Below are 22,480 nucleotides of genomic sequence, written 5' to 3' on the forward strand. Positions count from 1 at the left end.
TTGCACGAAAACGAAAAAACTGATTTCTTATAACTTGCTGATTTATAACGTTTTTTATCAATAGCCAATACTGGCACAATCACTGCACCTATCACTCCATGCTTGCCCACTTGAGCCAATGGAGCTGATAGACATGAGCCTGATCCAAGATAAATTCGCTTCAGTATTCTCCCAGTACGACGTCACCACCCAACCTCGTCCTGACGGTGGCATCCTGTTGACCCTGCGCAACAGCGAAGGCAAACAGGTCAAGCGCTCGATCTCGTACCAGCAGTTGCACACCGCCGACCAACTGACATGGGTGATCAGCGCCATTCGCCGTGACCTGGCCGAACAAGCCAGCGAACTGCCGCAGATTTCGATGCTGCAAAGCCAAAACCGCTTTGCCCTGCCGACTTACCATTCGGCTTAAGACACACAGGCGAAAAAAGGGCCGCGACGCTGAATGGCGTCGCGGCCCTTTTTTGTCTTTAGCACAGGCCCTGGCGAGCCGCTTCATTCATTGCCTGCACGCGGTTGGTAACGTCCAACTTGCCGTAAATGTTACGCAAATGGAATTTCACCGTGGCTTCGGAGGTTGCGCGAATCTGGCTGATCTCCCAGACGGTCTTGCCCTCGGACGCCCATCGAAGAATCTCCAGCTCCGTCGGGGTCAAGGATTTGCCGGACAAGCTCAGGCGTTTTCTGATAGCTGTCGGCATGATGACCAACGGTCGACATGACTTGTCTGGCCCACTCATTGCGCTCTCCTTTATTTGCTGATGCATAGCCACCTTTCGGATTCCTCTCATTGACAGGTGGCATAAACATGGCTGAGGCAGGAGAGAGTTACACAGTGAAGAGTATTAAGGCATAAGGCGCAGCATAAACAGCTACGCCCTACAGCAAACCAGGCTTATTCCCACAGCAATTTCCGCGCTATCGGGGTTGAACATTCAAATACCTATGTTTAGTCGTCCAACCCGGGATAACGGCGTGCGTTTTCGTCACCGGTAAACACAGGCACCCAGCCTTTGGCCGTATTGAACGGGCGCAGTGCCACAAAGTACGGGTTCTCACCCATGTCGAACCAATGCGGCAAACCGGCCGGAATCACCAGCAGGTCGTTTTTCTCACAGCGTACGCTGTACACGTAGTCGCCGATATGCAGCGTGAACAACCCCTGGCCGGCAATGAAGAAGCGCACCTCATCCTCACTGTAGGTGCGTTCATCCAGGAACTGGGCACGTCGCTCGTCCTTCTGTGGATGGTCATGGCTCATGCGGATCACTTCCACGGCGGCGTAACCCAGGGCGTCGATCTGTGACTGATACGCCGCGATCATTTCAGCGTCGCTGGCGCCCTTTTCGATGGGGCTGGGCTGCCAGCGCTCGAACCGCACACCGTGTTCGGCCAGGGTCGACTGGATGTCGTCGACGTGGGTCAACACCTTGTTCGGAGTGTCCGGTGTGGCGACGTGGTAAACGGCTACATAACTCATTGCACGGTTCCTTGGTTCGGCTCTTGCAATCGAAGGCCAATGATAATGGCAGCGGCCAGGGCCGCGATGCTGGCAATGCTGAAGGTCAGGGTCGGCCCCAACAGGTTCCAGCCATAACCGGAATACAGGGCGCCGAGTGCGCCACCCGTGCCGGCCAATGCGGCATAGAGCGCCTGGCCCTGGCCTTGCTGGCGACTCCCGAAGCTGCGTTGCACAAAGGCAATCGCGGCCGCATGGAAACTGCCAAATGTGGCAGCGTGCATCACCTGCGCCAGTAGCAGCACCCAGAAAAACTCGGCAAATGAGCCCAGCAGCAACCAGCGCACCGCCGCCAGCAGGAAACTGGCCAGCAGCACCCGGCGTACCGAAAAGCGCGCGAGGATGCGGCTCATGGCCAGGAACATCAGGACTTCCGCGACCACCCCCAGCGCCCACAGCATGCCAATCACGCCGCGGCTGTAGCCCAAGTGTTCAAGGTGCAGGGTCAGGAAGGTGTAATACGGGCCATGGCTCATTTGCATCAGCGCCACACAGGCATAAAACGCCAGCACTCCGGGACTGCGCAATTGCTTGAGGAACCCCTCCCCGGCCAGGCGGTTGCCGTGGCTGGCGGGTTGCACGTTCGGTACCCAGAGGCTGGCCCCGATGATCCCCGCCATGATCACCACGACCACCACCGGATAGACATCCAGGCTCAGCCCATCGAACAGGCGCCCCATGATCACCACGGTGAGAATGAAACCGATGGAACCCCACAGGCGGATCTGGCTGTAGCGTGATGTCTGATTGTGCAGATGGGCCAGGGTGATGACTTCAAACTGCGGCAGCACCGCGTGCCAGAAGAACGCATGCAAGGCCATGACCAAGGCCAGCCAGGCGTAGGTCTTGCTGACGAAAATCAGCGAAAAACTGGCCAGGGTGCACACCGCGCCAAACCGCACGATGGCCAGGCGCCGGCCGGTGTGGTCGCCGAGCCAGCCCCACAAGTTGGGGGCAACGCATCGCATCAGCATGGGGATGGCCACCAGCTCGCCGATACGCGCGCTGGAGAACCCCAGGTGATCGAAGTACAGCGCCAGGAATGGCGCCGTTGCCCCCAGCAGGGCGAAGTAGAACAGGTAGAAGCTGGAGAGACGCCAGTACGGGAGGGACGGCGTCATGCCAGGGGCCGCTTCACGGCCCAGCGCGAGCAAGCTCGCTCGCCACAACAAGCTCGCTTGCCAGCGGCTGTCACAACTGGCCCAGTACCGGCGTAGTCACGCGCACATCAGCATTTTGCCCACGGTTGCGCAGCAGGTGGTCCATCAACACGATAGCCATCATCGCCTCGGCAATCGGCGTGGCACGGATGCCGACGCACGGGTCATGACGGCCCTTGGTAATGACATCCACCGGGTTGCCATGCACGTCGATCGAACGGCCCGGCGTCGTGATGCTCGAGGTGGCCTTGAGCGCCAGATGCGCCACGATCGGCTGGCCGGAGGAAATACCGCCGAGGATGCCGCCCGCATTGTTGCTGAGGAAACCTTGTGGGGTCAGTTCGTCGCGATGCTCGGTGCCGCGCTGGGACACACAGGCGAAGCCGGCGCCGATTTCCACGCCTTTGACCGCGTTGATGCTCATCAGCGCGTGGGCCAGTTCGGCGTCGAGGCGGTCGAAGATCGGCTCGCCCAGGCCCGGCTTTACACCTTCGGCCACCACGGTGATCTTGGCGCCTACGGAGTCCTGGTCGCGGCGCAACTGGTCCATGTAGGCTTCCAGTTCCGGCACCTTGTCCGGGTCGGGGCTGAAGAAGGCGTTGTCGTCGACGCTGTCCCAGGTCTTGAACGGGATTTCGATCGGGCCCAATTGGCTCATATAGCCGCGAATCACGATGCCCTGGGTTGCCAGGTACTTCTTGGCGATGGCGCCGGCCGCCACGCGCATGGCGGTTTCGCGGGCCGAGCTGCGGCCACCGCCACGGTAGTCGCGCTCGCCATATTTGTGGTGGTAGGTGTAGTCGGCATGGGCCGGGCGGAACAGGTCCTTGATCGCCGAGTAGTCCTTGGATTTCTGGTCGGTGTTGCGAATCAGCAGACCGATAGCGCAGCCCGTGGTGCGGCCTTCGAACACCCCGGAGAGGATCTCGACTTCATCGGGCTCCTGGCGCTGGGTGGTGTGGCGGCTGGTGCCGGGCTTGCGGCGGTCGAGGTCACGCTGCAGGTCTTCCAGGGACAGCTCGAGGCCAGGCGGGCAGCCGTCGACAATGGCGACCAACGCAGGGCCATGGCTTTCGCCGGCGGTGGTGACAGTGAACAGTTTGCCGAAGGTATTGCCGGACATGCAGGGCGCTCCGTGAAATCAGTTGAATCAAGTCAACCGTAATAACTTAAGGCCGCCAGTATACGCAGGCTAACCGAGTAGTTCATCCTCGAAACCTTACCGGTAGACGTTGGTCCAACCGGCACCTTCCTCATGATGGCGTGATGATGCTACGAGTTCTGCTTTTGACCCTTACCCTGTTTTCCAGCCTTGGCTTCGCCGCTTCCCCAGTCGTACTGCAACGGCCCATCAGCCTGGACACCGGCAGCGGCGAGCTGTTTGGCTCACTCTTGCTGCCCAAATCCGACAAGCCGGTACCCGTGGTGTTGATCATCGCCGGCTCCGGCCCCACCGACCGCAATGGCAACAGCGCCGACGGCGCACGCAATGACAGCCTCAAGCGCCTGGCCTGGGTACTGGCGCGGAATAACATCGCCAGTGTGCGCTATGACAAGCGCGGCGTGGCCGCCAGCCTGGCTGCCACCCCCGACGAACGTAACCTGACCCTCGACGCCTACGTGTCCGACGCCGTGGCCTGGGGCAAGCTGCTCAAGGCCGACAGCCGCATGGGCCCGCTGGTGGTGCTGGGCCATAGCGAAGGCGCACTGGTCGCTGCCCTCGCCGCGCCGCAACTGGACCCGGCGGGCGTTGTCTCGCTGTCCGGCAGCGCTCGCCCGGTGGACCAAGTGATTCGCCAGCAACTGGCCGATCACCTGCCCCCTGCCCTGCTGCTACGCAGCAATGAAATCCTCGACCATCTCAAGGCCGGCCAGGTGGATACCGATGTACCTCGCCCACTGGAAGGTATTTTCCGCCCCAGCGTGCAGCCCTATCTGATCAGCCTGTTTCGTGCCGACCCGTCGGCCGCTTTCGCCCAGCTGAGCATGCCAGCCTTGATCATCCAGGGCACCAACGACATCCAGGTCGGCGTGGCAGATGCCCAGCAATTGAAAAAAGCCAAGCCGGACGCCCAATTGACGGTAATCGAAGGAATGAACCACGTCATGCGCATCGTGCCCAAGGATGTGAAGGAACAACTGGAGTCCTACAATGATCCGCAACTCCCGCTCGCCGCCGAGTTGGGCCAGCGTATCGTGCGCTTTATCGACGGACTTCAACCCCGTTAAGCGACTATTGGCCTCCAGTCCTGTGAAAACCGGCCGATAAGCCCAGGGTCGACAGTAAAAAGACTGTCGACTCGCTGGGCTTGGACAGGATCGCACCGCATGACAACCACTGAAGCAACACCAGAACCCACCGCCGAGACCCCGGCTGAAACCGAGGCCGTCGAGGCGGCGGCCCTGCCCTGGGCGGACGTACACGCCGAACATTTCAAAATGCTGCGCCTGGCTCCCCTGGCCACCGACCGTGCCACCGGCGCGCGGCCATTGCGCTTTGTGCAGTTCGGCTATGCAGAGCGCCATTCCTCACACCAAAGCCTGCTGCGCATGGTCATCCAGTTACCGAGCCAGCGGGTACGGCGCGAGCAGAACCACTTGGATATCTGGGTGGACCACGATAAACATCGCGTGCACTTCGGCCCGGGCAACAGCCTGGAAATCGAACCCGCCAACCGCGGCCTTGGCCGCTTCCTGGTCGCCCAAGGCGCCGCCTGGGCGAAAAAGAAGTGGTCACACTACCGCGTCGATGGCGTAGACCTTGCCAACAAGGACGCGCTCAACGAAGCCACACGCCTGCGCCGCGATCACTTCCTGCGTATCCAGGGGTTTGATGTGGCCTATGCCGATGTGCAGCACCTCAAGGGCAATGTGCAGCCGGGCAAGGTCAGCGACGTGCTGGACAGCTGGAACACCGAAAAGGTGCAGTTTGTAGAGATCCTCGAAGCCGCGCAGATGCTGCAGCAGGCTGAGCACAACCTGGCAGAGCAGGAAGTGAAACTGCGCAAGGAAGAGGAAAAGGTCACCAAGTTCAAGCGCGAGGACAGCGGCTTGCGCTTTACCATCACCTGCCTGGTGGCGTTTACCGTGTTTCAGGCGGGATTGTTGATCTGGATTGCCACTCACCGGTGACCAGGCGGGTACGCAATTAAACATGTGGGAGGGGACTTGCTCCCGATGAGGGCGTTTCAGTCATCGAATGCATGACTGATACACCGCTATCGGGAGCAAGCCCCCACACATTGAGGGTGCTCTTCGGTTAAACCCGCGCGGCAAACACCGCCTGATGTTCCCGGCACTGTTCAGCCGTGAGCATGAACACACCGTGGCCACCGCGCTGGAAATCCAGCCAGGCAAAATCCACTTCCGGGTACAACGCCTCAACATGCACCTGGCTGTTGCCCACTTCGACAATCAGCAAGCCCTTCTCGGTCAAGTGGTCCGCCGCCTCGGCCAGCATGCGCCGAACCAGATTCAAGCCATCGTCACCACAAGCCAGGCCCAACTCCGGCTCGTGTTGATATTCGTCTGGCATGTCGGCGAAGTCTTCGGCATCGACATACGGCGGGTTGGAGACGATCAGGTCGAAACGCTGGCCCGGTAAACCGTCAAAGCCATCACCCTGCACGGTGTAGACACGCTCGTCGACACCATGGCGCTCGATATTCTGGTTGGCGACTTCCAGCGCCTCAAAAGACAGATCGCCCAGCACCACTTCGGCCTCTTGGAATTCATAGGCACACGCGATACCGATGCAACCGGAGCCGGTGCACAGGTCGAGGATGCGGGCTGGCGGCTGGGCCAGCCAGGGCTCGAAGCGGTTTTCGATCAATTCGCCGATAGGTGAGCGCGGGATCAGCACGCGCTCGTCAACGATGAACGACAAGCCGCAGAACCAGGCTTCCTTCAACAGGTAGGCAGTGGGTACGCGCTCGTGAATGCGACGGTGCAGCAAACGCTGCACGTGAGAAATTTCCTCTTCCTCCAGGTTGCAATCCAGGTAGCTGTCTGCAATTTCCCAGGGCAGGTGCAAGGCGCCGAGCACCAATTGCCGGGCTTCGTCCCAGGCATTGTCGGTGCCATGCCCGAAAAACAGGTCTTCCCCATGGAAACGGCTGACAGCCCAACGGATGTGGTCGCGCAAAGTGCGCAGGCGAGAGGTAATCACGGGGGCAAGCTCCTGGAAAAAACGACTGGCGATTCTATCAGCCTTCGCCTGTACCGACGATGTACGAAAATCCTTCGCCGCATGTCGGATTTCATCCATTTTGCCATCATTGGGCTAAACAAGCCGCCTACTTGACATGGCTGCACGTCAACAACGGCGTACCTTACGATGGTAGCGATTCACAGAACCGCTCAGCCAGTGGACAATGTCACAAAAGCCCCCCTCACAGGAGCCCCAGAATGTCCGTTCCAAAGACGATGTTTCAACTCAGCGGTCGCGGTTACGCAGCAGCCAATCTGAACCATGCGACCCTCGTGATCATCGACGCCCAGAAGGAATACCTCAGTGGCCCACTCGCCCTCTCGGGCATGGACGCCGCTGTCGATAACATCAAGCAACTGGCCGCAGCAGCACGCAATGCCGGGCGCCCGATTGTGCATGTGCGCCACCTGGGCACCGTTGGCGGCCTGTTCGACCCCCAGGGCGAGCGCGGCGAGTTCATTCCGGGCCTGGAACCCCTTGGCGACGAAACCATCATCGGCAAGCTGCTACCCAGTGCCTTCCACGGCACCGGCCTGGAAAAACACCTGCAAGACCTTGGCTCCCTGGACCTGATCGTCTGCGGTTTCATGAGCCACTCCAGCGTCAGCACGACGGTGCGCGCCGCCAAGAACCTGGGCTTTCGCTGCACCCTGGTCGAAGATGCCTGCGCCACCCGTGACCTGCCTTACAAGGGCGGCATCCTGAGTGCCGAGCATGTGCAACAGACTGAAATGGCCATCATGGCCGACAACTTCGCGACCCTCGCGCTGACCAAAGACCTGATCTAGATCGCCTTTCGATGAGCGGTACGGCCTGTTTATGGCTCCGCTCATCCGCAAAGCCTCCTCATTTGGTGCATTTACCTCTGGCACAGGAACAACCTGTGTATCTTCCGGTCGAAGGGCCGATACCCTGGAGGAAAGGTCGGAATGAAGATATCCGATGGTTTTGATGCTCGTCGCTTGCGCCCCAAGGGCCCGAGCAATTGGCGTCTGCGCCTGGTAGCCGGCTTTGCCGCGCTGCTGGCCATTGTAGGTTTGCTGCTCGCGGGTGCGGGTGGCGCCGGTTTGTTTGGTCATTCGCCGGCCCTCGGCGAACTGAATGCCAGCCCAGGCGGTTCGGCCATCCTGCTGGGCCTCGGCCTGCTGGTGCTGTGGCTGGCTGTGTGGCTGTGGCGCCGTAGCCGTCGGCGGATGCGCCAGCCGCTGTCATTGAACATCGCCTCGCACCTGATGAAAAAGCACGACTGATGGCGCTTGGATAGCGTTTCCTGCGCCCGGGCCGCCGCGTTTTAGGTAAACTGCCCGCCCTTCGCGGAGGCTGACATGCAAGACGACGATTTTTCCCTGTTCAAAAACGAGCTGCGCGGCGTCAAGCCGATCAAGCACGACCGCGCCGACACTGGCAAACCCAAGGCTGACCGCGCGCAGATCGCCAAGCTGCGCCAGGCCGCGACCGTGCGCAGCGATGCCACCACGGTAGATGGTCTGTCGGACCAGTTCGTGATCGACGTGGGCCCCGAAGATGAGCTGATGTGGGCCCGCGACGGTGTACAGGACAGCCAGATGCGTAAGCTCAAGATCGGCCAGATCCCGTTCGAAGGCAGCCTGGACCTGCACGGCATGAGCGTGGAAAAAGCCCGGGAAACCTTGTGGGCCTTCCTCGCCGAAGCCACGAAATTCGAAATCCGCTGCGTGCGCGTCACCCACGGCAAGGCCGTGCGGCTGGATGGCAAGCGGCCAATGATCAAGAGTCACGTCAACACCTGGCTGCGCCAGCATGCCCAAGTACTCGGCTTTACCTCTTGCCAGGCCCGCCACGGCGGCGCCGGCGCGGTGTATGTGATGCTCAAGCGCACCATGATGGAAGGGCGCGACGAGTAACAAGTGCCATCGTCAGGCTTGCAGCGATGTGTCCGCCACCGTAACCTTGCGCTTTGCGAAAATCCCACAGGTAGTTTCATGTCCCTGGAACAGAATTACACAGAGATTCTCGGCCAACTCGGCGAGGACGTCTCCCGCGAGGGCCTGCTCGACACGCCAAAACGTGCCGCCAAGGCAATGCAGTACCTCTGCCGCGGCTATGAACAGACACTGGAAGAAGTCACCAACGGTGCCTTGTTCAGCTCCGACAACAGCGAAATGGTGCTGGTCAAGGACATCGAGCTGTATTCGTTGTGCGAACACCACCTGCTGCCGTTTATCGGCAAGGCGCATGTCGCGTATATCCCAAGCGGCAAGGTGCTGGGCCTGTCGAAGGTCGCGCGTATCGTCGACATGTATGCGCGCCGCCTGCAGATCCAGGAAAACCTCAGCCGCCAGATCGCCGATGCGGTCCAGCAGGTCACCGGTGCCCTGGGTGTTGCAGTCGTGATCGAAGCCAAGCACATGTGCATGATGATGCGCGGTGTGGAGAAACAGAATTCGTCGATGATCACTTCGGTGATGCTGGGTGAGTTCCGCGAAAACGCGGCGACCCGTAGCGAATTCCTCAGCCTGATCAAGTAATCGGCCGAGCAGGAAAAAACCGGCGTTCATCGCCGGTTTTTTTTCGCCCCCGAAATTAAGGTAAGCTGCGGCCCCTTCTGTCATGGGCAAGAGGTTTCAGCCATGTTCGTCAAAGCACTTCGAGTCGGCCTCGGCCACGTCATCATTGCGGGCGACTTCCTTACCCGCCCACGTAAAAAGCAGCGTCCCGCCGAACAACAGGCGCAAGTGAACGCCGCGGCCAAGGACCTGACCCTGTATCAGTTCCACGCCTGCCCGTTCTGCGTGAAGACCCGTCGCACCCTGCATCGCCTGAATGTACCGGTGGCGTTGAAGGACGCGAAGAACAACGAGCAAGACCGCCAGGCCCTGCTGGAACAAGGCGGCAAGATCAAAGTGCCGTGCCTGCGCATCGAAGAAAACGGCCAGACCACCTGGATGTATGACTCCAAGGTGATCATTGATTACCTGGACAAGCGGTTTGCGGCAATCTAACTGACACCGTCGATCCAAGGCTTGGACAGCCTGAAGAGGTTGAAGCGCATCCAAATCGATCATCCTGGGGCCAAGTGGGAAATCGGGCTGATCAATCGCAGCGGGATGCGCCGGGCCCGGCAGTGCAACTGCATAAGCATTTCGCCCCCCTTAGGCAAGACTCGGTAATCAGCGTGGGCACGCGCTGCTACAACGGGTTTTATCAATAAAAAGAGCGCCGTCAGTGCTCTTGCAATTTCAAGCAAATCTCAGTCCTCTCCCTAGATAAGATCACCCCTACAACGTCTATAGGGTTGTCATATTTATGAGCGCTTCAACACAGACAGCACGAGAGTTCATTCTCGCCTCGCTGCAACACATCGGCGTTGCTCAGGATAAATTACAAGCCATCCAAGACGGCGCGCCCATGTATGGAGCACAAGGCTTATTGGACTCGATACATTTAGTCGGCCTGATCTCGGTCATTGGTGAATGCATCGATAACACCGCTGGTAATTCCGAAAGTTTCTTCGATGTTCTCGATGAGGATCTGTTCGGCAATTTTACAGATATCAATCGAATCGAATCGTTATTAAACGGAAAATTCAGCCATGTCAGCTTTTGCGCCTGATAGTCAATATATCAACACCGACAAAATTGAACAGATCCCCTATCACGTACTGGCCGACAACGTACCGACTCCCTTTTATGCGTACAGTGCCACCCAAATAAAAACAGACTTTGCAGAACTTAAACAGACACTTCCCCGCGATATAAAATACTTCTACTCCCTCAAGGCCAACCCGAATAAAACCCTGGTGTCACTTCTGCACCAGGCGGGAACGGGCTGCGAAGTCTGTTCGCTGGTAGAACTGGAGATTGCACTGCGTCAAGGTGTGGCACCGAGCGATATCATTTTCGTCGGCCCCGGAAAGCATATTAACGAGTTGACGCAGTGCTGCCTCGCGGGCATTAAAGCCGTGGTAGTCGAGTCTATCGAAGAAATACTGTTACTTAATGACATTGCCGCTGGCCTGGGGCTAAAGCAGGACATTGCCCTGCGCATCAACCCTGACTTCATCGGTGAAAAAGCCAAGTTGGTCATGAGCGGCAAGCCGCGCCAATTTGGTATTGACGAGCAACTCTTGCCGCAGGCATTCGCTGCGCTCGCGCCACTTTCTCACCTGCGCCTGGCCGGCATCCATATTTATCTAGGCACCCGTATTCTTGACTGGCAGGCCTTGGCCAACAACACACAAAACATACTCACACTGGCTGCGACGATTCAGCAGACCTATGAAGTAAGCCTGGACTTTGTGGATGTCGGCGGCGGTTTTGGCGTGCGCTATTTCGATAAAGAAAAAGCACTCGACCTGGCCGCCTTGGGCGAGGCACTGCTACCGGTGGTGAATGATTACCGCAGGGACTTTCCACGCTGCGCAATCGTGATTGAGCTCGGCCGCTTCCTGGTGGCGCGCGCAGGCATCTTTGTGACCCGGGTCAACTACCTCAAGCCTTCCCGTGATGAGTGGTTTGCAGTATGTGACGGCGGTGCCAACTGCCACGGCAGTGCTGCCGGCATCAACTCCCTGATCCGCCGGAATTTCCCGATGGCACGCCTTGGACCCTCCCGGCATGACGATCAACATCGTTATCAAGTAACCGGCCCCCTGTGCACGCCCACTGATTTGCTCGGCGAAAACATCATGCTCGCCGAGCTTCGTTCGGGGGACCTGATCGGTATCGGACATTCCGGTGCCTATGGCGCCAGTGCCTCACCCGTGGGCTTTTTAAGTTTCGGCCATCCGGCAGAAGTGCTTGTGGAAAATGACCAAGCCTTTCTGATTCGCACGGCAGATAGCGTAGACACCCTGCTGGCGCCCCAGGTGTGCCAACAGTTGTCTTTGCCCTGCGCCTGAAGGAGTCGCCATGCCTCTGGAGTTTGCGACTTCTCACATCCTGTGGCGCCAGTTTGGACGGCAGAACGATGCGTTTGCCGCAGACGCCGGGCAATTGAAAATCGTGACGGATTTCGTCAACGGTTTTTTTCGCTCCCATGCCCATCCCGGCCATGCCCAGGACTTTCACGCCACGCGCTGGTACGCCTCACAACACCAAGCCTTCCGGGTCATGCTGAAACAGTTGATTGGGGAGCTGCAAAACCAGACTCGGCTTGATGACCTGGATCTGTTGGTACTTGCTCACTGGACGCCGGACGTAGAGGTCGGCTGCTCGGTGACCAACGCCCTTATTCATCAGTCGGGTTGCCACGACGCCTTTGGTATTGCGATCAGCGATCACGGCCTGAGCAGCACGTTTCTGGCGTTGCAAGTCATTGAGGACTACCTCGACGACAGCGATCGTGCAGGCCGTGGAAAAAAGGCGCTGCTGCTGATCGCCGACCAGGATGCCATCCTGTATGACAGCCCCAGCCTGGCCCGTTTCAACCCGGCGCCCAGTGCCTGCGTCGTGATGTTGCACAACCGGCCAGGCGAACAGCCCAGCGGCATAGGGTTCAAACGCTATCGAAAAATGCCTCTCCCGGCCACACCCAAGGCATGGGATACCCTGCTCGTCACGCTGGATATGTTCACGCCCAGGGAAGACCTGCTCCCCCTGCTGATCCTGACCACACCGGGTTTTGCCACGCAGTTGCTCGAACATGAGCAACTGGCAACCCATCGCGTCGAGAGCTGGGACGAGACACTGCTCTCATGCGCGCCCTGGGCCAGGCTGGAACAACTGGCACCGACCCACCATCGTATCCTGCTGATGCTGCCGCAGGGGAACTTCCTGGCCTGCGCGGGCTTTGTGGCGGGGGCCTGAGATGTATATCCATACGATCAGCAGCCTTGTCGCTGCAAACCTCACCGCCCTGCCTGCCCTGGCGCAAAAATATGCCTGGGGCGAGCGCAACACCAAGATCTTTGGACGCTTTCATCGGATGGAGTCGGCCAGCCTGTTTGAGCGGGAGGGGTTGCGGGACCTGATCATGCAGCTGTTGCAACAGTTCAAGGCCGAGTGCGACCCGGTACTGTTTGAACGCATTGGCTATGTGGCCTGGGCGCACTCGTTGAATTGCCCCTGCCCTTTTGACCGTGCCCCCCGCTTGGCCAACGATGTACGCACGTTCCTGGGGCGACCAGAGATTGAGTTTTTCTCTGTCACCCAGGCGTCGTGTGCGTCGGCGCTGGTTGGGCTGAAGTTTCTCGAGACTAAACTTGCCGCAGCTCACGCCAGGCAGGAAGACGTCTGCGGCGTGTTGATCAGCGGGGAAAAATGCTTTCACGGCACCGTGCAGTATGCCGATCAAAATGGCTATTTCGGCGAAGCCTTCTGCGCGACCCTGCTCAGCGCAACACCCGCGCCCGACGCCTTGCGCGTGAGTGCCGTGCATGTCCAGCAACTGGCGGCCTACGGCACACGTACGCGTGCGACGGATCGCGCCAGTGAAAACGCCTACGACCACGCCTTTATCCCCACCATGCTCGAGACCGTAAACGCCGCGTTGCAGCAAGCAGGGCGGCGTCCCGAAGAGCTGCGCACACTGATCCCCTACCACATCAGCCCGCCGACCTTCGACAGGATTGCCGATGGTGCAGGTTTTGCCCGGGAGATCATTTACCGTCGTCATCTGTACCAGTTAGGACATTGCTTTTGCAGCGATGCGTTCCTCAACCTCAAAAGCTTGTTGGCGCACCGCGACAGCGACACTGCCGTTCACCCCATCCTCGCCCTGGCGTCCGGTATCGCAGGCACTTTTGCCGCTGTCGTTCTTGAATTGAATACTGAGGATGAGACATGAGCACAAACCATTTGAGCCAGTGGCTGGTGCAGGCTGCACACCTGTTCCCTGAGAAAACCGCGCTGATCGAGGGCGAGCATGCCGTGACCTGGGGCGCGCTCCATCAACGAGTGCTCAATACCGCTGCCTACTTGCGCGAGCAGCACGTTGAGCGGGGTGATCGGGTACTGGTGTGGCTACCCAATGGGGTGGATTTCGTCGTCTGCTTTTGGGCTGTGCAATATCTGCAGGCGGTGTTTGTCCCGGTGAATCCGGATACACCGCCGGCGCGGGTCAGCTGGCTGCTCGGCAACGCGGCATCCCGCCTGTTGATCGCCCAGGCCGGACAGGCCACCACGCTGGCCATGGCAGCACATGCCCCCGACTTGCAGGTGGTGTTCGATCAGGCATCCAGTGTGCAATCAAGCGGCGCCTCGCGCTTGTCCCTGCAACAGATAGCGGCGCTTCCACCGGTAATCACCTTGCCCGTTCAAGGCACGCTGGATATTGACTTGGCCTGCCTGATTTACACCTCAGGCTCCACGGGTGACCCCAAAGGGGTGATGTTGACCCAGCGCAATATGCTCAGCGCGGCAGATTCCGTCGCCAGCTATTTGCAACTGGCCGCCAGCGACCGGATTTTCTGCACAATCCCCATGAGCTTCGACTACGGGCTGTATCAAGCGATCATGACGGCCAAGGTGGGTGCAACGCTGATTATCGAAAAGGATTTCAGCCGACCGCTCTTCGCGCTGAAACAGCTGGTCAAGCACCAGGCCACCGTGCTGCCGATTGTGCCCACGCTGCTGGCGATCATTGCTCCTTTGGCCAAGCGCTATGACTTCTCCTCCCTGCGCAAAATCACCAATACCGCAGCGGCCCTGCACCCCAGCGATATCGATCTGCTGATCTCGCTCTTCCCGCAGGCCGAGATTTTTTCCATGTATGGGCTGACCGAATGCCATCGCTGCACGTGGCTCCCACCCGCCTTATTGTCCCGGCATAAAGACAGCGTGGGATACGCCATCCCGAATACAGAACTCTGGGTCGTGGACGATGACGGCGTAGAACACCGCAGCAATGCCACTGGTGAATTGGTGATCCGAGGCGCGACCGTGATGCGCGGCTACTGGCGCAACCCGGAGCAGACTGCGAAAAAGTTGCGGCCAGGCCCCTTACCCGGCGAGTCGGTGCTGTACACCGGCGACGTGTGCCGGCTGGATGAGCAGGGCTTGCTTTACTTCCTGTCGCGCAAAGATGACATCCTGAAAACCAATGGCGAAAAAGTCGCGCCCCGGGAAGTCGAGGGCGTACTCAAACGCATGCCTGGCGTACTGCAGGTCGCGGTGATTGGCCTCGCACACCCTGTTTACGGTGATGAAATCGTGGCCTGCATCGAATGCGAAGCGCCCCTGGACATCGCGCAGCTCAAAGCCTTTTGCCAGACCCACCTGGAAACCTACAAACGGCCCCATCGTTATTACTTCAGCGAAGCCTTGCCCAAAAACAACAATGGCAAAGTCGACCGCAGCCAGCTATCAGCCCTCCTGCCACGCCAGGAAAGCAACCTAAAAGTCGGACATGCACAACAGACAGGGAGCCACCATGTATACGCCAACCATCATTGAAGCCATCGGGCTGGTCCTGGAAACCTCAAACCTCTCGCAGCTCAATGCCCAGACCCATCTGGAGCGTGACCTGGGATTTGAAAGCGGTTTGTATATCGAACTGATCATGTACCTCGAGGAGCGCATCGAAGACCTGATGCTCGACCCCGCGACGCTGGAATTCCACCACTTCGAAACCGTGGGCAGTTTGTCGAACTTCATTGAACTACAGCTTGCCAGCCGGGCGGCATGAATGGACGCTTGGACTGAGCTCATGACGGTGTTCAGGCGCTTTGAGGGGCAGCCGCATACCGCCTGGCATCACCACTCCCATAGGTACAGCTACGCGGCGCTCGGTCAGCGCGCGCAGGACATCGCCCTTGAAATCGTCCGCCAACAGCCGCAAAGCGACATGCCCCTGGCTCCGGTATTGGTTTATGGCCATAAGTCTTTCGATTTTCTGGCGGCTTGGTGGGCCTGCCTCTTGTGCGGTTGTCCGATTGTACCGATGGAATCAGACAACGCGCCCGAGCGCCTGGAGCGTATTGCCCATACGGTGGGGGCAAACCTGATCCTGAACACCGACGCCCTGCCGCTGTTCGCCGCCAATGCCCGGGTGATTGCCGTCGCCGACCTGCCCTGGCAGCACCATGATGAATCGGCGCTGCAGCACTTACTCGACGGCACCTGCCGGCGGCTTGCCAACGCGACCTCAACCCCGTTGGCGTACATCATGTTTTCCTCAGGTACCACCGGCGAGCCCAAGGGTATTCAAATCAGTCTTAGCAACCTGGCAGGTTTCGTGGCCTGGATACGCAGTGACTTTCCACTGGATGGGGCTATTACGGGAAATGTGCGGTACTGCTTCGATGTCTGCCTGTTTGAAATCTGGCTCGCCTGGCAGTTTCTGCAACCCCTGTCGGTGCTTGACCATCGAGAGTTGATCAACACCCGCAAGATGATTGCCCAACATGCACAGACAGAGCTGGCCTGCTGGGTCTCCACGCCGTCGATGATGCGCCTCTACCTGCTGGACCCGACCTTCAATGCCCAATCACTGGCACAGTTGCGCCGGTTTATCTTCTGCGGTGAAACGCTGCCCAAAGAGATCGTCACCCAGTTATGGGCTCGCTTTCCAGGCAGTGAGGTGATCAATACCTACGGCCCCACCGAATGTACCGTGGCGGTTTCACAGGTGCTGATCACCGCACAGATGCTGGCTTCGCCACTGCCCCTGCCGATTGGTCAGGCCCGGCCCGGCGCGATACTGCAACTCGCCCAGCCGCTGAATGCCTCTGGCCGGGGGCAGTTGTTGATCAGTGGCGCATGTGTCGGCCCTGGTTACCTCAATGCGGCGCCTGCACGCCAGGCCAGTTTCAGCCAACAGGCGGGGCACGCCACTTACGCCACCGGTGATATCGGCCTGTTTGATGGCACCTGGTACTACTTCCTCGGGCGGGAAGACGGCGAGGTCAAGATACAAGGACATCGCATTGACCTGCACGAAATCGAACACTTCCTGCGTGACCGCAACCTGGTCGCGGATGTGGTGGTGCAACCGTATTGGCGCAAGGGCAATGCAGAGGCGCTCGAGGCCTGCGTGATCCTCAATACGAACTGCAGCCTGGCGCAGCTTGGCAGCGCCATGCAAGCCCATTTCCCCCCGTGGGCTATCCCTCGCTATTGGTACAGCCCCCCACACCCCGTACTGAATCACAACGGCAAACTGGATCGTTCAGTTGTTTGGCAACTGGCTAAGGACAACGGAGAGAAATATGTTTTCATCGCAAATCAAACCGCTGTTTGAGCGGCTGAAATATCAGGACAACGCGACCGCGTTGATCAACCAGCAAGGTATCTACAGCTTTGCCGAACTGGGCCTGCGCACCGCCGCAATCGCCCAGGTAATCGCGCCATGGGCAGGCCGCAACGTGCTAGTTCACGGCCATAAGCAACTGGATGCCGTGGCGGCCCTGCTGGCGTGCATCAGCCAGGGAAGCTGCTTTACCTTTGTCGACCAATCCAACCCGCTTGCGCGGGTTGAAAAGATTGCCAACCTGACCCGCGCCGAACTGATCCTCACGGCCACAACGCACAAGCTGGAGGGCCTGGACCGCTGGCCACAATGGGTCACGCCGCACCTGGAAAATGGCGACCCGGCGTCACTGCCACTCGAACCGGAACTGACCCAACCGGCCTTTTACATTCTCCCGACTTCAGGCAGCACCGGTGAACCGAAGGGCGTCGTCGTCAGCTATGAGAACTTCGCCGCATTCTCGACGTGGTACAGCCCGATGATCAGCGACGACATCGCATATGGCTGCCATGTGAGCCATGCCTGCTTCTCCTTCGACATGGGTTTGCTGGATCTCTTCCCCGTGCTGTGCCAGGGCCGCGCCCTGCTGATGCTGGATCATTGCCACAACATGCTGCCCCGGCAAAATATCCGCCTGATGTCGCGCTACCCGCAATGCCCGGCAACCAGCTGGTTTTCAACGCCGAGCTTTGTCGATTTGATCTTGCGAGACCCCTTGTTCAACCGCCAGGAGTTCCCGGAGCTGAAGCGGTTCTTCATGGCTGGCGAACGCGCGTCCCTGGGCTTGGTCAACCAGTTGCAGACGCGCTTCCCGGGCCTGGAGGTGATGCACGGTTATGGCCCGACCGAGACCACCGGCATGACTCATACCTTCGCCCTTGGCCAGCCGCCCGAGCACAACGCCGGCCTGCTGTCCCTTGGCAAACCCTGTGGGTTGACCCGGATCCGGATTGTGGATGCCGATGGCCACAGCCTGGCACCCGGCGAAATGGGTGAGGTGCGTTTATACGGCCCGCAAGTCGCGTTGGGCTACCAACCCGAAGACGACCCGCGCAACAACGCCTTCAGCCATGACGAGTTCGGACGTTACTACGCCACCGGTGACCGGGGTTTTCTGGATGACGACCAAGCCCTGTTCATCCACGGCAGGGATGACAACCAACTGAAGGTGAACGGCAATCGTGTGGAGCTGGCCGAAATTGAAAGCAGTGTGTGTCGCTACGGGGAAGTCATCCAGTGTTGCGTGGTGCCGATCAAGGACGAGGGCAAGGTCACCGACCTGCAACTGTTTATTCAACTGCGAGAAGACAATGCGACCCATCGCGACGCACTGCGCCAGTTCCTGGCAGAACAGTTGCCCGGCTACATGATCCCCAAGTCCATATTCTTTTGTCAGACCTTCCCCGTGACATTGCACGGGAAGATCGACCGCCAGCAACTGGTGCATGCACACAAAACGCTGTCGGACGTCAGCTGATACGACCTGCAAGCACATATAAAAAACCTCCCGTCATGACGGAGAAAATGCCCATCACTCTGTGCACCGGCGTCGAACAGGCGCCGGGCATAAACGTTTTCCTCAAGGATAAAGGGCGACGCGATGCGGTTTAGTCATATCGGTTATGTGGTGAGCGACAGCGCGGCAACGGCTGGCGCGGTCAAGCCGTTCTTCCCGGTTATCGTCCGATTCAGAGAATATGTGGCCGCACAAAAAGTGTTCATCACCCTGTTGGCCACCGCTGATGGGAGCAGCCAAATAGAATTGGTCGAGCCGCTGGAAAACAATCTGCCCTTGCGCCAGCTCCTGGCTAAATCCGGCAAATCGTCGCTGCCTTACCACATCTGCTTCGAAGTGAATGACTTTGACGAGCAGTTCAACGTGATGAAGACAGCTGGCTGGCTCGTCTTGACACGCCCATTCAATGCCTTTGATAGCAACCACCTCTCCAGCCACCTCTATCACCCCGATGCCGGGGTGATCGAAATCATGTCAGGCCCGCTATGAGTCAGTTCTACGATGATGCTTTCGCCCGATACCCTCGCCTGCTGGGCGCAGACGCCCAGCAGGTGGCTGACCGACTGCGCAACTTCGGCGACACGCGACAGGTGCTGGGCCAGTGGTCGTTCGCCCCTGTGCTGAATCAGCTCGGCTTGCCGCAACGCTATCTGACCTCATCAAGCCATCAGGTAGTCAGCCTGGTCGAACGCTATGAACTCTACGAACAGCTGGGCTTTGTCTCAGCGGCGCTGATATTCAGCGCGCCCGGGCCAAGCATGGCGGCCTATGTCGTGGCCGGACTGGGCAACGAACAGCAACAGGATGCCTTTTTCGGTCAGTTCCAACGGGCATTGTGCTGGTCATGTTTTGCGATGACCGAACCCTCACTGGGCAGCGATGCCGGCGCCATGCAGACAACGGCGACGCCGGTTGACGGTGGGTACCTTATCTCTGGGCGCAAGATGTTTATCGGCAACGGCATGGTCGCCGAAACCGGTGTGCTGTTTGCGCGTACCGCACCTGGCCAGCTGGGGATCAACGCGTTTGTGTTTACGCCGCAGAACCCGGCCATCACCCGCCACCGCTTGGCGCTGACCGGACTTGAAGGCACCAACCTGGCACTGATGCAATTCGATAACCTCTTCATCCCGACAGCTGATTTGCTCGGGCAACACTTGAAGCCCACACAGCGTTTTGCGCAGTCGGCGATGGCCACATTCGACGCATTGCGCCCCTGCGTGGGCGCTCTGGCGCTGGGTGTGGCGCGGCGCGCATTGCACGAATGGCAAGCTTGCGTCACACCTACCCCCGCGCGTCTACAACGGCTGTCGGGACTGAAGCGACGGTGGGATACCGCTTATCGTGAGGCGCTGACCCTCTGCCAGCAAGCCGATGAGCAGCAGCCCCCGACAAAAAGCCCTGGCATGGTGAAAACCGCCTGTATGGTCGTTGCCGATGAGATTGTCAGCCATCTGATCCATGCGTTCCCCACAGACAGACAGCCTTTACCGACAGCCCTGCGGCAGGCATTCCGTGATGTGAAGGCTTTTGAATACACCGAAGGAACCCGCCAGATCCACCGACTGAGCGCAAGTTTCTCACCCCAACACGCCAGCCAGGATCGCCGATGACTATTGCCCCACTGGTGCAGGGCCAACTGAATATCGTCAGTGCCTGCCAAGCCGTTACGCCAGACACCCGACACTTTGTTGCCAGCCGACAGCAACTGTCCCAGGCCCAGTGGTATCAGCACTGGCCTCAGGTCGATTGTGGCGAGCGCCTGCACGCCAGGGACGCGGTGGAACTGTGTCGCAGCGTCGTCAGCGGGCCGTATCCGACCCAGCTGGTATACGACAGCCTTCACCCGGCCGCGCGCGGGGCCACTCCGCTGCTGCAAAGCCTGATAACCCATTGCCCGGGCTTCATCGAAACCTGGGGCATTTGCAGCGGGCAGTTTGACCCGGAACACGCAGGCGTCCTGGCAAGCCGGCTGCTTCAACCCGGACAGCGCCTGCTGTATCTGCATGACCCGTTGCAGCGCCTGAGTGGTGATTCCACGCCTCAATCGGCAACGCTGAACTATCTGATTTTTTCTGCATAACCAAGGGGGCGCTATGGATACCCAGCTCACGTCACTGATTGAGCGCCTGGCAAACCCTGCCGTAATGCCGATGCGTTCGGCCGAATTGCGACAGCTGGAGGCCCTGAAAACCGAGGTGGTCACCTGCGACCCCTATCGCAGCCGAGTGCTGATCCACGACAACCACGACCCACAGGCCAAAAGCGTGCTGTTGCTACACGGCTGGGGGGGGCATCCGCTGATGCTGTCAGCGCTGCAAACCCTGCTGCAAGCGCGTGGATACCGGGTCTATACCCCCTTCCTGCTGGGCCATGACCCCGATGCCTGCGCCAGTTGCGATATACCCGCTCAGTGCTCGTTATTGCTGACACTGCAAGCCACATACGGCCCATTCGACAGCGTGGTTGCCCATTCGGCCGGCGGGATCATCACCGCGCTGGCCCACACGTTGGGGTTTACCCTCAACCGGGTAGCATTGCTGTCTGCCCCGGCGTCACTGTCCATCCTGCTACAGCATTACCTGTTGCTGCACCGGGCCGCCGAACATTACCTGCCACTGCTCGGCGCCTATTACCAAAACCGCTACCCCATGTGTGCCGACCTGCAAACCTTATCCCCCTACACCTTCAGCGAGGCGCACGTGCTCATCATGCATGGCACCCGGGACCAGCGACTCGACCCTGCCAACGCCAGGCAGATCCAGGCTCAACTACCGCAGAGCGAGTTGCACATCATTGAAAACACAGGGCACCTGGGCATTCTCGCGCATCAGCCTGCCCTGCAGTCGCTGGCCAGGTTTCTCTGTGCGACAAACGCCGATCATGAAAAAGGGAACACCCATGCTGGGGCATATTGAGTCCATCACCCTGCACATACCCGAGCAGCGCAAGTCACTGGCCGAGGCAGCCCACAGCCTTGGGCTGAGCGCGCTGGATGTGAGGATGTTTTCACGCTTCTACGGGCTGGAGAGCTTCCCGCGCCAACCCGGCACGGTGGATGACTTGATACGCCCGCTTCTGGAGCAATTCGTTGCCGCCCACCCCAACCTTGTCCCACGCATCCGCCACGTGGTGCATGCGCACACTGTGCCGACCCTGCGTCCTTTTCACGAGACCGGCAGGGCCCTGCTCGACGGGTGCGGGTTTGACCAAGACACCGAGTACTGCAGCCTGACGATGGGCCACTGTGCGACCTCGTTGTCTGCCGTGGAATATGCCTGCAGCCGCCTCAAGGACGAGGAATATGCCTTGCTGTTGATCGGCGAGAAAGCCTTCCACCCCAAGGTAGAACTGCTGGATGACACCACCATCATGGGTGAAGTCGGCTGTGCCGTGCTGCTCAGCCGATCAGGGGATCGCGCCAGGGTCATCGCCCGGTATAGCGAGCAGGCCGGCGAGTTCAGCCAACACAAGGGGAATGAGCCGAGAACCAACCCGGCATTCGCTGAGGCCTATTTCGCCTTCGTCAGCAATGCCATGCGCAGCGCCACGCAGCATTTCGACTGCGCCCTGCAAGCCCTGGACTGGATAGCCCCGCACAATGTCAACCTGTCCTCCTGGCAGAAAGTGGCCGATGAACTCGACATCCCACGCACACGGGTCTTTCTGCAGAATGTTCCGCGCTACGGCCATTGTTTCGGCGCGGACCCTTACCTCAATCTCGCCGCCCTGATCCGTGGGCAACAGCTACCTCCCGGCGCCAAGGTGATGCTGGTCAGTGTCGGGATGGGGGCCACGTTTTCTTCGCTACTGCTTGAGCTACCCGCGGGCAATGAAATCCCGGTCTTTTGCAACCTCAAGCAATACCCGGATTTGAGGTCGACTTAAGTTAGCGCGTAGTTCTTCCT

Annotated in this window: 26 protein-coding genes; 21 read left to right on the plus strand and 5 right to left on the minus strand. The window is 59.3% G+C overall.

Features of this window, described 5'->3' with window-relative positions; genetic code table 11:
• Window positions 1-133 precede the first annotated feature (133 nt).
• Window positions 134-412, plus strand: a complete 279-nt coding sequence (locus M5B43_RS20155; protein WP_016970113.1) for a DUF3509 domain-containing protein — start codon at window positions 134-136, stop codon at window positions 410-412.
• Window positions 413-470: 58 nt separating this feature from the next.
• Here M5B43_RS20155 and M5B43_RS20160 read toward each other — a convergent pair whose 3' ends face one another.
• From M5B43_RS20160 to aroC, 4 genes are all read right to left on the minus strand, one after another.
• Complete coding sequence (locus M5B43_RS20160) at window positions 471-740, minus strand: helix-turn-helix transcriptional regulator (RefSeq protein ID WP_248751759.1); 270 nt, start codon at window positions 738-740, stop codon at window positions 471-473.
• A 209-nt stretch (window positions 741-949) separates the two neighbouring features.
• Entirely contained in the window at window positions 950-1,480 is a 531-nt protein-coding gene (locus M5B43_RS20165) for an acireductone dioxygenase (protein ID WP_248751760.1), read from the minus strand.
• A complete protein-coding gene (locus tag M5B43_RS20170; protein WP_248751761.1) occupies window positions 1,477-2,640 on the minus strand; it encodes an MFS transporter in 1,164 nt (387 codons plus the stop codon). The genes M5B43_RS20165 and M5B43_RS20170 overlap by 4 nt, the downstream gene beginning before the upstream one ends.
• 70 nt (window positions 2,641-2,710) lie before the next feature.
• On the minus strand, window positions 2,711-3,802 hold the full coding sequence (gene aroC, locus M5B43_RS20175; RefSeq protein WP_248751762.1) for a chorismate synthase: 1,092 nt from the start codon (window positions 3,800-3,802) through the stop codon (window positions 2,711-2,713).
• Between the two features lie 143 nt (window positions 3,803-3,945).
• Here aroC and M5B43_RS20180 point away from each other — a divergent pair, with 143 nt between their 5' ends.
• Both M5B43_RS20180 and M5B43_RS20185 read left to right on the plus strand, forming a co-directional pair.
• On the plus strand, window positions 3,946-4,908 hold the full coding sequence (locus tag M5B43_RS20180) for an alpha/beta fold hydrolase (protein WP_248751763.1): 963 nt from the start codon (window positions 3,946-3,948) through the stop codon (window positions 4,906-4,908).
• 99 nt (window positions 4,909-5,007) lie between these two features.
• Window positions 5,008-5,811 carry a hypothetical protein gene (locus M5B43_RS20185; RefSeq protein ID WP_248751764.1) on the plus strand — a complete coding sequence of 268 codons (804 nt, stop codon included), beginning with the start codon at window positions 5,008-5,010 and terminating at the stop codon, window positions 5,809-5,811.
• 127 nt (window positions 5,812-5,938) lie between these two features.
• Here the strand turns inward: M5B43_RS20185 and prmB are convergent, their stop codons facing one another.
• On the minus strand, window positions 5,939-6,847 hold the full coding sequence (gene prmB, locus M5B43_RS20190) for a 50S ribosomal protein L3 N(5)-glutamine methyltransferase (RefSeq protein ID WP_248751819.1): 909 nt from the start codon (window positions 6,845-6,847) through the stop codon (window positions 5,939-5,941).
• Between the two features lie 239 nt (window positions 6,848-7,086).
• Here prmB and M5B43_RS20195 point away from each other — a divergent pair, with 239 nt between their 5' ends.
• The 18 genes from M5B43_RS20195 to M5B43_RS20280 all read left to right on the plus strand — a co-directional run bounded on the left by M5B43_RS20195 (window position 7,087) and on the right by M5B43_RS20280 (window position 22,460).
• Entirely contained in the window at window positions 7,087-7,677 is a 591-nt protein-coding gene (locus M5B43_RS20195) for a cysteine hydrolase family protein (RefSeq protein WP_248751765.1), read from the plus strand.
• Between the two features lie 141 nt (window positions 7,678-7,818).
• A complete protein-coding gene (locus M5B43_RS20200) occupies window positions 7,819-8,139 on the plus strand; it encodes a hypothetical protein (protein ID WP_248751766.1) in 321 nt (106 codons plus the stop codon).
• A gap of 75 nt (window positions 8,140-8,214) precedes the next feature.
• The gene (locus M5B43_RS20205) at window positions 8,215-8,772 is read left to right on the plus strand and encodes a Smr/MutS family protein (protein WP_248751767.1); all 558 of its coding nucleotides are present in this window, start codon (window positions 8,215-8,217) and stop codon (window positions 8,770-8,772) included.
• A gap of 78 nt (window positions 8,773-8,850) precedes the next feature.
• Entirely contained in the window at window positions 8,851-9,396 is a 546-nt protein-coding gene (gene folE / locus M5B43_RS20210; protein WP_024076633.1) for a GTP cyclohydrolase I FolE, read from the plus strand.
• A 102-nt stretch (window positions 9,397-9,498) separates the two neighbouring features.
• Window positions 9,499-9,870, plus strand: a complete 372-nt coding sequence (locus M5B43_RS20215; protein WP_248751768.1) for a glutathione S-transferase N-terminal domain-containing protein — start codon at window positions 9,499-9,501, stop codon at window positions 9,868-9,870.
• Between the two features lie 304 nt (window positions 9,871-10,174).
• The gene (locus M5B43_RS20220) at window positions 10,175-10,480 is read left to right on the plus strand and encodes a hypothetical protein (protein ID WP_248751769.1); all 306 of its coding nucleotides are present in this window, start codon (window positions 10,175-10,177) and stop codon (window positions 10,478-10,480) included.
• Window positions 10,461-11,768, plus strand: a complete 1,308-nt coding sequence (locus M5B43_RS20225) for a diaminopimelate decarboxylase (protein WP_248751770.1) — start codon at window positions 10,461-10,463, stop codon at window positions 11,766-11,768. Before M5B43_RS20220 ends, M5B43_RS20225 begins: the two co-directional genes overlap by 20 nt.
• Before the next feature lie 10 nt (window positions 11,769-11,778).
• The gene (locus M5B43_RS20230) at window positions 11,779-12,675 is read left to right on the plus strand and encodes a hypothetical protein (RefSeq protein ID WP_248751771.1); all 897 of its coding nucleotides are present in this window, start codon (window positions 11,779-11,781) and stop codon (window positions 12,673-12,675) included.
• 1 nt (window position 12,676) lies between these two features.
• Window positions 12,677-13,654: a 3-oxoacyl-ACP synthase gene (locus M5B43_RS20235; RefSeq protein ID WP_248751772.1), complete on the plus strand. Its 978-nt coding sequence runs from the start codon at window positions 12,677-12,679 to the stop codon at window positions 13,652-13,654.
• On the plus strand, window positions 13,651-15,261 hold the full coding sequence (locus M5B43_RS20240; protein ID WP_248751773.1) for an AMP-binding protein: 1,611 nt from the start codon (window positions 13,651-13,653) through the stop codon (window positions 15,259-15,261). Before M5B43_RS20235 ends, M5B43_RS20240 begins: the two co-directional genes overlap by 4 nt.
• Window positions 15,239-15,493, plus strand: a complete 255-nt coding sequence (locus tag M5B43_RS20245) for a phosphopantetheine-binding protein (RefSeq protein ID WP_248751774.1) — start codon at window positions 15,239-15,241, stop codon at window positions 15,491-15,493. Before M5B43_RS20240 ends, M5B43_RS20245 begins: the two co-directional genes overlap by 23 nt.
• Window positions 15,494-17,047 carry an AMP-binding protein gene (locus M5B43_RS20250; RefSeq protein ID WP_248751775.1) on the plus strand — a complete coding sequence of 518 codons (1,554 nt, stop codon included), beginning with the start codon at window positions 15,494-15,496 and terminating at the stop codon, window positions 17,045-17,047. It begins immediately after the preceding gene.
• Window positions 17,016-18,533, plus strand: coding sequence for an AMP-binding protein (locus tag M5B43_RS20255; RefSeq protein WP_248751776.1), 1,518 nt, complete (start codon window positions 17,016-17,018; stop codon window positions 18,531-18,533). The genes M5B43_RS20250 and M5B43_RS20255 overlap by 32 nt, the downstream gene beginning before the upstream one ends.
• 123 nt (window positions 18,534-18,656) lie before the next feature.
• Entirely contained in the window at window positions 18,657-19,061 is a 405-nt protein-coding gene (locus M5B43_RS20260) for a VOC family protein (protein WP_248751777.1), read from the plus strand.
• Window positions 19,058-20,185, plus strand: a complete 1,128-nt coding sequence (locus tag M5B43_RS20265; protein WP_248751778.1) for an acyl-CoA dehydrogenase — start codon at window positions 19,058-19,060, stop codon at window positions 20,183-20,185. Before M5B43_RS20260 ends, M5B43_RS20265 begins: the two co-directional genes overlap by 4 nt.
• Entirely contained in the window at window positions 20,182-20,655 is a 474-nt protein-coding gene (locus M5B43_RS20270; protein ID WP_248751779.1) for a hypothetical protein, read from the plus strand. Before M5B43_RS20265 ends, M5B43_RS20270 begins: the two co-directional genes overlap by 4 nt.
• 13 nt (window positions 20,656-20,668) lie before the next feature.
• Complete coding sequence (locus tag M5B43_RS20275) at window positions 20,669-21,490, plus strand: alpha/beta fold hydrolase (RefSeq protein WP_248751780.1); 822 nt, start codon at window positions 20,669-20,671, stop codon at window positions 21,488-21,490.
• Window positions 21,474-22,460, plus strand: coding sequence for a 3-oxoacyl-[acyl-carrier-protein] synthase III C-terminal domain-containing protein (locus M5B43_RS20280; protein ID WP_248751781.1), 987 nt, complete (start codon window positions 21,474-21,476; stop codon window positions 22,458-22,460). Before M5B43_RS20275 ends, M5B43_RS20280 begins: the two co-directional genes overlap by 17 nt.
• Window positions 22,461-22,480: the final 20 nt, after the last annotated feature.

The organism is Pseudomonas sp. MWU15-20650, assembly GCF_023242475.1.
Taxonomy (GTDB): domain Bacteria; phylum Pseudomonadota; class Gammaproteobacteria; order Pseudomonadales; family Pseudomonadaceae; genus Aquipseudomonas.